The organism is Mannheimia glucosida (assembly GCF_046267875.1).
In the GTDB taxonomy this organism is placed as follows: domain Bacteria; phylum Pseudomonadota; class Gammaproteobacteria; order Enterobacterales; family Pasteurellaceae; genus Mannheimia; species Mannheimia glucosida.
Genome location: NZ_CP176502.1, coordinates 543,981 through 557,011 on the forward strand (window position 1 = coordinate 543,981; position 13,031 = coordinate 557,011).

Sequence of the window (13,031 nt, forward strand, 5' to 3'; positions counted from 1 at the left end):
ATCAATGATTATCTGCACCGCCGGTCACGTTGACCACGGCAAAACCTCGCTTTTACACGCCTTAACCGGCACTAACACCACCCATTTGCCCGAAGAACAAAAACGTGGGCTAACCATTGATTTGGGCTATGCCTATTTACCGATTGAAAATGATATTTTAGGCTTTATTGATGTGCCGGGGCATCAGCGTTTTTTATCTAATATGCTGGCAGGGCTTGGCGGCATTCAACACGCCTTGTTGGTGATTTCAGCCGAAGAAGGGATTAAGCCACAAACCGAAGAGCATTTAGATATTCTCCGCCTGCTGAATTTCCAGCATATTATGGTTGTGATTACCAAGGCAGATCGGGCGGAAGCGGCTCAAATCAGCCACTTAATTGAGCAAGTGAAAACAAGCTATCCGTTTTTAGCGGAAGCAAAAACCTTTGTTACTTCGGCAAAAACGCAGCAAGGGATTGAAGAATTAAAAGCACACTTAATTCAATTAAATCAACAACATACCCAAACCCATAAACCGTTCCGTTATGCGATTGACCGTGTGTTTAATGTGAAAGGAGCAGGGTTGGTCGTTACCGGCACAACAGTGGCGGGTAAAGTGAGCGTTGGCTCTGAGTTATTTTTATCGAATGGTAAAAAAGTGCGGGTAAAAGCGATTCACGCCCAAAATACGCCTTCGGAAACAGGAGTGGCAGGGCAACGTTTGGCGTTAAATCTCGCTAACGTGGAAAAAGAGGAAATCAAGCGAGGCGATTGGATTACCGAGCTTGAGCCGACATTTGCTACCGATCGGATTACGGTTCAACTAACTGCCAATCAAGCCTTCAAAGAAAACAGCATTGTGCATCTTTACCATTTTGCCTCACACGTTACCGGCAAGTTGAATTTGCTTGAGGGGCAACAAGCGGTCAAAAATCAGCAATTTTTTGCAGAAGTGATTTTAGATGAGCCACTCCATATTGCCGTTGGCGATAAATTGATCATCCGCAGCGGTGATGACAGCCAAACGTTAGCTGGAGCAGAGGTACTGGAAATTCATTCGCCAAAACGGCATAAACGCACGGAAGCTCGTTTGGCTTTGGTAAAAAATTTAGCAAAAACCACCGCTTGTAATGACTTTGAGGCACGCCTTGCACTTTATCTGCAAAACAGAGCGATGGATTTATCGTTGCTTTTATGGGCGGAGCAATGTTTTGCGGAGGATATTGCAAAACTAGGGTTTGATGTCTCGTCTAAATGGTTATTCAATGCGGCTTTTAAAGCTCAAGCCCAGCAACGGGTGTTGGAGAAAATGGCGGAATACCACCTGCAACATCAAGATCAAATCGGCGTGACCAAAGCCCGTTTATATCGCATTGCGTTATTGGATTTGCCTGAAAACTTGGCGAATCAATTTATTGAGGATTTGGTGGAGCAAAAAGCCTTAATTAATAGTCGTGGTTGGTTGCATTTGCCGGAACATCGAATCGAATTGAATGCTGATGAATTGCAAATTTGGCAACAAATTCGACCGCTGTTTGAGGTGACCAATCAAGCTCTTTGGGTGCGGGATATTGCAAGCCAGCTCTCGATTGATGAAACTCAAATGCGGAATTTGCTGTATAAAGCCGGGAAATTGGGTTATTTAATCCCAATCGTCAAAGATAGATTTTTATTAAGCGAGCAAATCGGACAATTTGCAATGTTAATTAAAGCATTTATCGCCCAGCACGGCAGTATTTCAGTGAATCAGTTGCGAGATGAGTTGCAGTATGGGCGAAAATTAACGGTGCAATTAATTGAATATTTTGATCGCAGCGGTTTTTTAAGACGAAAAGGCGATGTGCATTTGTTAAGAGACAGTGAAACATTTTAGCTGATGGCATTAGACTTAGATTTTTTTATGCGAAAAAATAAATTTACTAATTCTAAAATCTATGCTAAAAAACTGGCTCTAAGAGGCAAATGCAACTCAAAGAAGTTTTGTATCTCTTGTGGTGTTTGAGCAGTGGCTCAAAGCAATAAATCTTTGTTTTCTGATCCTTAATTTTAGGAGTTAAAAATGAAAAAATTAGTCAAACTTTCTTTCCTTGCAAGCCTTGTGATGGGAACAGCATCTGTTCAAGCGGCTGAAACATTTGTGACTATCGGAACAGGCGGTCAAACCGGTGTTTATTATGTTGTGGGTCAATCTATTTGCCAATTAGTAAACCGTGATTCAGCAAAAACAGGTTTAAAATGTAACGCTCCTTCAACAGGGGCATCGGTTGCAAACTTAAATGCGATTGCAGCAAAAGAAATGGATATGGGGATTGCACAATCAGACTGGCAATACCACGCCTATAACGGCTCAAGCTCATTTGAAGGTAAGAAAAACGATAAAATCCGTGCCATTTTCTCGCTTCACCCGGAACCGTTTACCGTAATGGCTCGTACCGATGCGAATATCAAATCTTTCGATGATTTAAAAGCAAAACGTGTAAACGTGGGCGACCCAGGTTCTGGTACTCGTGCAACAATGAACGTGATTTTAGCGGCAAAAGGCTGGACGGATAAAGATTTCAAAGTGGCTTCTGAATTAAAACCGGCAGAAATGGCATCTGTAATGTGTGATAACAACTTAGATGCGATCACTTATAACGTAGGTCACCCGAATGGTGCGTTAAAAGAAGCAGCCGCTTCTTGCGATGCGAAATTAGTGCCGGTAACCGGCCCTGAAATTGATAAATTAGTGGCAGATCACTCATATTATGCCAAAGCTACGATTCCGGGCGGTTTATATAAAGGTTCGGACGAGCCGACAGAAACCTTCGGTGTATATGCAACGTTAGTGACTTCTGCCGATGTGGATGCAGATAAAGTGTACAATGTAACCAAAGCGGTATTTGATAACTTCGACCGTTTCAAACGTTTACATCCGGCGTTTGAACACTTAAAACAAGAAGAGATGATCAAAAACGCCCTTTCTGCTCCGTTACACGAAGGTGCAATTCGTTACTATAAAGAGAAAGGTTGGATTAAGTAATATTTCCTTTCTGTAATTTGATTCAATCAGCACGTTTTTTAGCGTGCTGGTTTTTTGCTTTTTTGAAACTGTTGATAAGTTATCGATTTTCACCTTTAATTGATAACTTATCAACAGTGTTTTCACGAGCAAGCGGTTGTTTTTTGAGGAAATTTGTAAAATTTAATAAGAAAATGACCGCTTGCGTTTTGAGGAGTCTTTATGTCAGTTGAATCTAAGGTTGATTACGATGACCTACAAGATATGGTTGCTTCCAATGACAGTGGCGGTCGAACCCCGTCTGGTCTTGCGAAAAAAGCCATTGTGTATGTCGCCATTCTTTGGTCTGTGTTCCAAATTTATTATGCTTCTCCATTGCCGTTTGTATTCCAAGAATGGCTTACTCACGCAGGCATTAATTTGAATGTGGTGGTGGACGACACCAAAGCTCGTTCTATCCACTTAGCCTTTGCAATGTTCTTGGCGTTCCTATCTTACCCTGCTTTTGCCAGCTCGCCTAAACATCATATTCCTAAAATAGATTGGGTGTTTGCCATCGTAGGAGCTGGGTTAGCGTTGTATTATATTTTCTTCTATGAAGGTTTGGTGAAACGTTTTGGAGCGCCAAATACGCAAGATATTATCGCCGGCTGTTTAGGGATTTTATTGGTGCTGGAAGCGACCCGCCGTAGTCTTGGCTTACCGCTTGTGATTATTGCGATTGTATTCCTGATCTATAACTTCTTCGGGCAATATTTCCCGGCAGATTGGATTGTAAGCCACCGCTCAGGTTCGCTTTCTCAAATTATCAACCAACAATGGATTACCACTGAAGGCGTGTTTGGTGTAGCTCTTGGGGTTTCGACCAAATATGTGTTCCTGTTCGTATTATTTGGGGCGTTGCTCGATAAAGCAGGAGCAGGTAACTACTTTATTAAAACCGCCTTTGCCTATTTAGGGCATTTGCGTGGTGGTCCGGCAAAAGCGGCGGTGGTTTCTTCCGCTTTAACCGGCTTGATTTCAGGCTCATCGATTGCAAACGTCGTGACGACAGGTACATTCACCATTCCAATGATGAAACGGGTCGGCTTTACCAAAGAAAAAGCCGGTGCGGTGGAAGTTGCCTCATCAGTAAACGGTCAAATTATGCCACCGGTAATGGGGGCTGCAGCGTTCTTGATGATCGAATATGTGAATATGCCGTATAGCCAGCTGATTACTCACGCCTTCTTACCTGCGTTAATTTCGTATATTGCGTTGGTGTATATCGTGCATTTAGAAGCTTGTAAGATGAATTTACAAGGCTTACCAAGAGCCGAAGAGCCAAGCCCGATTTTAGTCTTCTTGCTAAGAACCGTAGCTTCAATTTTAGTGATCGTAGGATTAGCGATTGGCGTTTACTACGGCTTAGGTTGGATTCGTGATGTGGCAGAAGATTATGCGTTTATGATTGTCTGTGCTTTCTTAGGCTTATGGTATCTACTGGCTATTCGCCGTGTGGCAAGCTACCCTGATTTAGAAGCGGACGATCCAAACTCAGAAATTGTTTCTCTACCAAAAAGAAAACCAACCGTAAATGCAGGTTTACATTACCTTATTCCTGTGGTTGTGCTACTTTGGTGCTTAATGGTGGAAATGCTTTCGCCGGGCTTATCCGCATTCTGGGGAACCATTACCTTAATTTTTATTCAATTAACCCAACGCCCGTTACTGAATTTCTGCCGTAAAGAGAGCGTAACCAAAGAGATTATCAAACAAGGTGTTCGAGATGTGGTAGATAGCCTTGAGGCAGGTGGTCGTAATATGACCGGTATCGCCCTCGCTACCGCAACAGCAGGGGTTATTGTCGGCGTTGTGGCACTAACGGGCTTTGGGGTTCAGCTTTCAAGTGTGATTGAACTCCTATCAATGGGCAACATTGTGCTAATGTTGATCTTGGTAGCCGTATTCAGCTTGATTTTAGGAATGGGCTTGCCGACAACTGCGAACTACATTGTGGTGTCATCATTAATGGCAACGGTTATCGTGGAAGTCGGTCGCCAAAACGGGTTAATTGTGCCGCTAATTGCTGTGCACTTATTCGTGTTCTACTTCGGGATTATGGCAGATGTGACCCCACCGGTAGGCTTAGCCTCATTTGCTGCTGCGGCGATTTCGGGCGGTAGCCCGATTAAGACCGGTATGGTAGCGTTTTTATACAGCCTCAGAACTGCTATTTTGCCGTTCCTGTTTATTTTTAATACCGATCTATTATTAATTGATCTGCGTTATCCGGGGCACGGCTGGGTTGTCTTTATTACCGCAACTGTTGGGGTTCTCGCCTTTACCTCTGCCACAATGCAATATATTGTGACCAAAAACAAATGGTGGGAAACGGTGTTGCTGGTTGTGGCTGCTTTCGCCTTGTTCCGCCCGGGCTTCTTTATGGACAGAATTTATCCGTCTGAACGTCATATCGAGCCGGTGCAGTTTGAAGAGCAGTTGCTTGAAAGCAAAGTGGGTCAAAACGTTACCTTAAAAGTGGAAGGCTTAAACCCTTACGGTAAAGAAATCGAGTTCTACGCTCAGTTACCTGTGCCTGAAGGTTCAACAGGCGAAGAACGGTTGAAAAATTTAGGCTTAACGCTGATTCAAACCGATGAGAAAATAGAAGTTGATGGCGTAGAAACACCAAAAGTGGTGATCGATATGGTAGAAATTGATTCTCCTGCCGCAAAAGCAGGCTTAAACTGGGATCAAACCATTCACTACATTGTCGTACCGCAAGATGCTCCTTCTAAAGATTGGATCTTCATTCCTGCTCTATTGTTGGTATTTGGCATTGTGGCAAACCAACGCCGTAGAGTGAAAAAACAGCGTGTTATTGCATAGTATTTATATGCTATGTAGGGACGGGTCCTGTGCCCGTCCGCTATTTTAGTTAATATTCGGGCAGGCACAGGACCTGCCCCTACGGAATAAATATGTATAACAAATTACTTATTGCGATTGATTTAGCCGACCTAAAAAGTGCTAAATATGTGGTGGATACGGCATTACAAATTACGGCAAAAAATCCGAATGCGGTTTATCGGGTTGTGTCTATTATTGAGCCGGTGGATAACAGCTTAATTTCCGCATTCTTGCCGAAAAATTTCGATAAAGAAGTGGTGGCAGAGGCGAACCAAAAATTGCACGAATTTACCAAAAAACATTTTCCTGAAGGTTCAAAAGTGCAGCACATTGTGGCGTATGGTACGATTTATGAAGAAATTTGCCGTATCGCCGATGAAAAGTCGGTGGATTTAATTATGATGCTGGCAAGCAGCAAACCAAATGCGAAGGGCTTAAGCTCTAATACGGTTAAAGTGGCTCGCAACACCACCAAGCCAATTTTAGTTTTAAGATAATCCCGCATTCAGTTACAATAGTGCCATTCTGTCGGAATGGCATTTTTATTTATGAAAAAACAATCGTTCAAAGCACTTTCTTCTAGAGCAATAAGTGCAACCATTATTTTACAGGTGTTAGATCAAGGTAAATCACTTTCCACCTTGATTCCTGACGCTCAAAAACAGCTTGAACCAAAAGATTTACCCTTAGTGCAAGAAATCACCTTCGGAGTGTGCCGTGTGCTGCCTCGCTTGGAATCGATCATCAAATTATTAGTTGAAAAACCGCTGAAAGGCAAAACCCGTTTGGTGCATTGCTTACTGTTAGTGGGTTTATACCAACTGCTTTATATGCGAGTGCCGGCACACGCTGCGGTTGATGAGGTAGTGAATGCAACTAAAACGCTAAAATTGGATAGCTTCCGAGCCTTGACCAACGGTGTGCTACGCCGTTTTCTGCGAGAGCAAGAAGAAATCTTAGCGAAGGTAGATAAACATTGGCAGACGCTTCATCCTGAATGGTTGGTCAATAAACTTAAAAAAGCCTATCCGAACTGGCGAGAAATTGTTGAAGCAAACAACCAACGCCCGCCAATGTGGATTCGAGTCAATCAACAACATATCAAGACCAATGATTATGCGGTGTTGATTAGCAAGCTGGTTGAGCCTGAATTTGCAAAAAATTCAGCAAATCCGACCGCTTGCCTGCCAAACTGTGCCTTATTGCTGGAGAAAGCGGTAAATGTGAATCAACTGCCTCATTTCGAGCAAGGCTGGGCAACAGTGCAAGATGCTCACGCACAATGGTCGGCGGAGTTGCTTGGGGCAGAAAATGGTGAAACTATTTTAGATGCCTGTGCCGCACCGGGTGGCAAAACTACCCATATTTTAGAAAAAGCACCAAAGGCAAGCGTCATTGCATTGGATATTGAAGAGAGCCGTTTAAGCCGAGTGCGTGAAAACTTAGCCCGGCTTGGGCAAACCGCACGGGTGATTTGTGGCGATGCCTCCAAGCCTGAGGAATGGCTTGAAGAGGGCGTAATGTTCGACCGCATTTTACTCGATGCCCCTTGTTCCGCAACCGGCGTTATTCGCCGCCACCCCGATATTAAGTGGCTGCGTAAAGAGAGCGATATTGCAGAATTAGCCGAATTACAGGGCAAGATTCTTAAGGCATTATGGCAAAGGTTAAAGCCAAACGGCATTTTGTTGTATGCCACGTGTTCTGTTTTACCGCAAGAAAACAGCGAGCAAATTCAACGATTTTTGCAGACCACACCAAATGCAAAACAACTTGAAATTGATTTTAACGGCGAAAAAGTGTTAGAAAAACAGTTCTTCCCACAACCAAACGGTGGTGATGGTTTCTTCTACGCAAAACTACAAAAAGTGGCAGAGTAATGAAAGTAATTATTTTAGGGGCAGGACAAGTTGGCTCTACGCTGGCAGAAAATTTGGTGAGCGAAGACAATGATATTGTCTTAGTGGATAATGACCCAACTCGTTTAGACAAGCTCAAAGATAAACACGATTTACAAGTGATTCGGGGCGAATATGCTTCACCCCAAACCTTGCGTGATGCCGGTGCCGGTGATGCTGATCTATTAGTTGCTGTAACTAATAGTGATGAAGTGAATATGATCGCCTGCCAAATTGCTTACACTTTATTTAATGTGCCGACCAAAATTGCCCGTATTCGTAGTGCTGATTATGTGAGAGAACGGGAGCGATTGTTTAATGATGATGTATTGCCTATCGACCATATTATTGCCCCTGAAATTTTAGTCAAAGAAGATATTTTACGCCTTATTCACTATCCGGGGGCGTTGCAAATTACTCATTTTGCTGATGAGTTAGTCAGTATCGTGAATGTAAAAGCCTATTACGGTGGGCCTTTGGTTGGTTACCCGATTTCCGCCCTGCGTGATCATTTACCCCATATTGATGCTCGGGTCGTGGCGATTTTCCGCCAAGATAAAGCCATTGTGCCACAAGGCTCAACCATTATTGAGGCGGGCGATGAAGTCTTTTTCATCTGTGCAACCCAACATATTCGAGCAGTAATGGGGGAACTGCAACGGCTTGACCGCCCACACAAGCGGATTATGATTGTCGGTGGGGGGAGCATCGGTTCTTCGTTAGCTCGGGATTTAGAAGATCAGTATCGGGTAAAAATTATCGAACGCAATCCGGCTCGAGCTGAAAAATTGGCAGAAAAACTCTCTAAAACGATGGTGCTTACCGGTGATGCCTCCGATGAAGAGTTGCTGTTTGAGGAGCATATTGAGAATATTGATTTATTCCTTGCCGTCACCAGTGATGATGAAGCGAATATTATGTCCGCCCTGCTGGCAAAACGGCTTGGGGCGAAAAAAGTGATTATTTTAGTGCAACGCCCTGCCTATTTACACCTGATTCAAGGTGGCACTATTGATATTGCCATTTCCCCACAACAAGCTACTATTTCTGCTCTCGCTAGTTACGTTAGAAAAGGCGATATTTTACAAGTTTCTTCACTCAAACTTGGGGTTGCAGGAGCGGTAGAAATTATCGCTCACGGCGATGAAACCACTTCAAAAGTGGTTGGACGACAAATCCGTGAATTAAAACTACCGCAAGGGGCAATTGTTGGGGCGGTGGTGCGAGGCGAAGAAGTTATTATCGCTCACAAATCCACTATGATTGCAGAAAATGACCGTGTGATTATTTTTGTGAACGATAAGAAACAGATCGATGAAATTGAAAAACTGTTCCAACTTGGTGTGTTTTTCTTATAAAGCCAAGCTACGCATTGCTACACGAAACAATGTGCTTTTTGTTTGGTAAATTTTCACGAAAATTTGGCCGCTTGTAAAATAAGAAAGCCGCAACGTGATTGCGGCTTTTGTATAAATCGAGCTAATTTTAAATTAACGGAACGGTTGATCTAACGGCACTTCGGCATCAGGTTCACCTGTAATACGGTTACGTAAATCGCGACGAATCACCTCAATGGTCCAGAACCAGAAAATATGACCAACTAATTCAGAAATGTGTTCATATAACGGCCATTCAGCAACCGGTGGTGTTAAACCTAATGCCGGGAAGGTGATGTAGTGAACACAAATATTAGCGATGATACCGGCACCAATGCCTTGCCAGAATTTAATTTTTGGGAAGATTTCCGCCACAATGCAGTAACCAATCGCAAAAACTAACGAGAAAATCATATGGGTTACGCCAATCCAGTTGAACGCGTGGTCAGCAAAGGTAAATGCTGCTTCAGTTGGATCGATACCAATATAATCACGTAAGAAAACGTGTGGTGGGTTTAAAAATGCACGTGAACATTCTTGTAATGCGATGGTTTTGGCAGCCACTTGGTCTGCTGCGGCATTCATTGCATCTAACACCGGTTGCGGGCAAGCAGCGGTAAACAGATCAATCGGACTACGAGGTGGGAAAGGATGTTCTGCCCCCCATTTTACGAATGCTGAAATAATACCGGCAATAATCCCGATAAATACAGCTAGCCCATAACGACGGCGGTTTGGATTGGTTTGTTGGAAAATACTCATAATGAAAATCCTAATTTGAGTGATAATTGTGTTGTGTTAATCAAGCCATTTTATGGAATGTGATTTCAAAAAAGGCTAATGGCATTCTGCACTCAATTAATTTAAATTGCAAATTAATTAGCCAAAAAGAGTTAACTATAAATAATTATTAAACATTTACTTAACATTAGAATATTTTTGTTTGCAATTTTGATACAAGGTTAACCTAAAAGAAAACTCCCGCTTATTTTGATAAGTGGGAGTTTTTAGAAGAATCTATACTTTATCATCAAATTGCAGATAAACCACCTGAGTTTGTAGGTATTCCTCTAAGCCGTGCTTACCGTCAGCACCGCCAATACCCGATTTACGCCAACCGGCGTGGTAGCCTTGCATTGCTTCAAAGTTTTCACGGTTTACATAAGTTTCTCCGAATTTTAAGCGGGAAATTACTTTCATCGCTTTACTGATATTTTGCGTGTAAACCGAAGAGGTTAAGCCATATTCACAATCATTGGCTAAGCGAATCGCTTCATCAATAGTATCAAATGTCGCAACCGGAATGACCGGACCAAAAATTTCGTGACGCATAATATCCATAGAGTTATCTACATTGTCGATAATAGTTGGCTCAAAGTAGTAGCCTGTTCCTTCAACCACCTTACCGCCTAATACCAGATTACCTCCTTGATGCAGTGCGTGTGTCACCATTTCCTGCACTTTATGCAAGCCTTTTTCATTCACCATCGGTCCCATATCAATGTCTTGTTGTTCTAATGGATTACCATATTTCACCGCTTGCATTTTCTCTACCAATTTTTGGACAAATTGCTCTTTAATTGAACTCTGTACATAAATGCGTTCTGCACAGTTACAAACCTGCCCTGAATTGATGACTCGAGAATTGACAACGGCGGTTGCGGCAAGCTCAAGGTCTGCATCGTCTAATACGATGGCTGGGGCTTTGCCCCCTAATTCTAAATTGACTTTAATGATATTCTTGCTGGCGGCTTCCATCACTTTTTGTCCGGCAAACTGGCTACCGGTAAAGGAAACCATACCGACTTTTTCATTACCTGAAAGTTCCGGCCCGACTTCATTGCCATAGCCGGTGACGACATTAAATACCCCTTTAGGTAAACCGACTTGATGCACGATTTCCGAAAAGAGAATCGCATTATTAGGTGCATCTTCACTCGGTTTAATCACAATAGTATTACCTGTTACTAATGCCGGAGCCGCTTTACGGGCGATGAGGAAGAACGGGAAATTCCAAGGCAAAATGCCGGTGGTTACGCCAATCGCTTTTTTGTATAGGAAAATATGTTCATTTGGGCGATCACTTTGGATAATTTCTCCTTCATAACGTCTCGCCCATTCTGCCATATAGTCTAAGTAGTCAGCGGTAAAATGTACCTCAACGGTTGCTAAGGACAGAGTTTTACCCATTTCTTCGGAAATAGTGCGAGCAATTTCATCGGCACGCTCACGAATCCCCACAGCAATTTGACGTAAATATTTTCCTCGTTCAATGGCGGGTAAACATTCCCAAGCTTCTTGGGCGGCTTCAGCAGCATCTATAGCGATTTTGGCATCATCAGCTCCGCCACGAGGGACTTCGGAGATAGCTTTTTCGGTGGCAGGGTTATAGACTGCTAAAGTGCGACCATCTAACGCAGGCATAAATTCACCATTAATATACATTTTATATTGTTTCACCATGAGTTGCTCCTTTTTTATCCACAGTGGAAGTTGATGACTATCATTCGGTAACTGAACCGCCTTTGCAAACAAATTGTTTTATTTTTGTTAATTTATAGATATAAATGTGAACAAAATCACATTTCTTTGCGATAAAAAAGCAACAAAAATGCCCGATTTTTCCATAAATATGAAAAATCGGGCATTATGACTATCAGTGTTTTTTTAACAGAAATTGCAAATTTTTATTAAAAAATCACCGCTTGTCTATTTAACAAAGATAGAACTTAGTATGCGATCCGATATACCTCCAACAACTCCTCAGCAGTACAATCTCTTGGGTTGCCACCGGTGCAGACATCATTAAAGGCATCGACCGATAATGCCACTAAATCGGCTTCTTTAACGCCGATTTGATGCAGTTTTGGCGGAATGCCGACATCTTGTGAAAGCTGTTGTACGGCAGCAATGGCGGCGTTGCGGTACTCTTCTTGGCTCATTTCATCTACGCCTTTTACTCCCATTGCTCGGGCGATTTCACGGTATTTTTCGCCGGTGTAATTTTTATTAAATTCCATCACATACGGCAGTAATACTGCGTTGGCAATGCCGTGTGGGGTGTCGTAATAAGCAGAAAGCGGGTGTGCCATACTGTGAACTACGCCAAGCCCAACGTTGGAGAAGCCCATTCCAGCCACATATTGTCCCAATGCCATTGCCTCGACATCTTTCGGATTTTTCTCCACCGCACCACGCAATGAACGTCCGATAAGCTCAATCGCCTTCAGATGTAAGGCATCAGTTAATTCCCACGCAGCTTTGGTAATGTAGCCTTCAATGGCGTGGGTGAGAGCGTCCATACCGGTTGCGGCAGCCAAGCTTTTTGGCATAGATTCCATCATATCCGGATCGACTAACGCCACTGCTGGTACATCGTGAACGTCCACGCACACAAATTTACGTTTTTTCTCTTCATCGGTAATCACATAGTTAATAGTGACTTCTGCCGCCGTACCTGCGGTGGTTGGAATAGCGATAATCGGCACGCATTTTTGATGGGTTGGAGCGACACCTTCCAATGAAAGTACATCGCTAAATTCAGGATTATTGATGATGATACCAATTGCTTTGGCACTATCAATCGGTGAGCCGCCACCAATCGCAATTAAATAATCGGCACCGGAGGCTTTAAATTTGGCTACCCCAGCCTTGATTACATCTACCGCTGGGTTAGCTTTTACCTCATCGAAGATTTCATAAGGCAAGCCTGCGGCATCAAGCAAGGCGGTGACTTTTTGGGCAACGTTAAATTTGATCAGGTCTTTGTCTGTCACCACAAGGGCTTTTTTGAAACTCCGGCTGGTAACTTCGTGAACAATATTTTGGATTGCTCCTTTGCCGTGGTAGCTGGTTTCATTGAGGATAAGACGATTTGCCATACTA

General features: G+C 43.1%; 9 protein-coding genes. 6 read left to right on the top strand and 3 right to left on the bottom strand.

Annotated elements, in window-relative coordinates; all coding sequences use genetic code 11:
• Window positions 1-4 precede the first annotated feature (4 nt).
• From selB to trkA, 6 genes are all read left to right on the top strand, one after another.
• Window positions 5-1,852, top strand: coding sequence for a selenocysteine-specific translation elongation factor (gene selB, locus ACJ7Z2_RS02740; protein ID WP_409500710.1), 1,848 nt, complete (start codon window positions 5-7; stop codon window positions 1,850-1,852).
• Window positions 1,853-2,038: 186 nt separating this feature from the next.
• Window positions 2,039-3,001, top strand: coding sequence for a TAXI family TRAP transporter solute-binding subunit (locus tag ACJ7Z2_RS02745; protein WP_409500711.1), 963 nt, complete (start codon window positions 2,039-2,041; stop codon window positions 2,999-3,001).
• A 201-nt stretch (window positions 3,002-3,202) separates the two neighbouring features.
• A complete protein-coding gene (locus tag ACJ7Z2_RS02750; protein ID WP_409500712.1) occupies window positions 3,203-5,851 on the top strand; it encodes a TRAP transporter permease in 2,649 nt (882 codons plus the stop codon).
• Between the two features lie 92 nt (window positions 5,852-5,943).
• Window positions 5,944-6,369 (top strand): universal stress protein, encoded by a 426-nt coding sequence (locus ACJ7Z2_RS02755; protein ID WP_126301428.1) that lies wholly within the window; start codon window positions 5,944-5,946, stop codon window positions 6,367-6,369.
• A 36-nt stretch (window positions 6,370-6,405) separates the two neighbouring features.
• Entirely contained in the window at window positions 6,406-7,752 is a 1,347-nt protein-coding gene (gene rsmB, locus ACJ7Z2_RS02760; RefSeq protein WP_126301429.1) for a 16S rRNA (cytosine(967)-C(5))-methyltransferase RsmB, read from the top strand.
• On the top strand, window positions 7,752-9,128 hold the full coding sequence (trkA, locus tag ACJ7Z2_RS02765) for a Trk system potassium transporter TrkA (protein ID WP_126301430.1): 1,377 nt from the start codon (window positions 7,752-7,754) through the stop codon (window positions 9,126-9,128). Before rsmB ends, trkA begins: the two co-directional genes overlap by 1 nt.
• Before the next feature lie 132 nt (window positions 9,129-9,260).
• Here trkA and ACJ7Z2_RS02770 read toward each other — a convergent pair whose 3' ends face one another.
• From ACJ7Z2_RS02770 to fucO, 3 genes are all read right to left on the bottom strand, one after another.
• Entirely contained in the window at window positions 9,261-9,908 is a 648-nt protein-coding gene (locus tag ACJ7Z2_RS02770) for a YagU family protein (protein ID WP_126301431.1), read from the bottom strand.
• A 255-nt stretch (window positions 9,909-10,163) separates the two neighbouring features.
• Window positions 10,164-11,609, bottom strand: a complete 1,446-nt coding sequence (aldA, locus tag ACJ7Z2_RS02775; protein ID WP_409500713.1) for an aldehyde dehydrogenase — start codon at window positions 11,607-11,609, stop codon at window positions 10,164-10,166.
• A gap of 266 nt (window positions 11,610-11,875) precedes the next feature.
• Window positions 11,876-13,027 carry a lactaldehyde reductase gene (gene fucO, locus ACJ7Z2_RS02780; protein WP_409500714.1) on the bottom strand — a complete coding sequence of 384 codons (1,152 nt, stop codon included), beginning with the start codon at window positions 13,025-13,027 and terminating at the stop codon, window positions 11,876-11,878.
• Window positions 13,028-13,031 lie beyond the last annotated feature (4 nt).

Coding starts and splice junctions, on each gene's coding strand:
- ACJ7Z2_RS02770 (WP_126301431.1), bottom strand. CDS start 9,908: ATGAGTATTTTCCAACAAACCAATCCAAACCGCCGTCGTTATGGGCTA.
- selB (WP_409500710.1), top strand. CDS start 5: ATGATTATCTGCACCGCCGGTCACGTTGACCACGGCAAAACCTCGCTT.
- aldA (WP_409500713.1), bottom strand. CDS start 11,609: ATGGTGAAACAATATAAAATGTATATTAATGGTGAATTTATGCCTGCG.
- trkA (WP_126301430.1), top strand. CDS start 7,752: ATGAAAGTAATTATTTTAGGGGCAGGACAAGTTGGCTCTACGCTGGCA.
- ACJ7Z2_RS02755 (WP_126301428.1), top strand. CDS start 5,944: ATGTATAACAAATTACTTATTGCGATTGATTTAGCCGACCTAAAAAGT.
- ACJ7Z2_RS02745 (WP_409500711.1), top strand. CDS start 2,039: ATGAAAAAATTAGTCAAACTTTCTTTCCTTGCAAGCCTTGTGATGGGA.
- ACJ7Z2_RS02750 (WP_409500712.1), top strand. CDS start 3,203: ATGTCAGTTGAATCTAAGGTTGATTACGATGACCTACAAGATATGGTT.
- fucO (WP_409500714.1), bottom strand. CDS start 13,027: ATGGCAAATCGTCTTATCCTCAATGAAACCAGCTACCACGGCAAAGGA.
- rsmB (WP_126301429.1), top strand. CDS start 6,406: ATGGCATTTTTATTTATGAAAAAACAATCGTTCAAAGCACTTTCTTCT.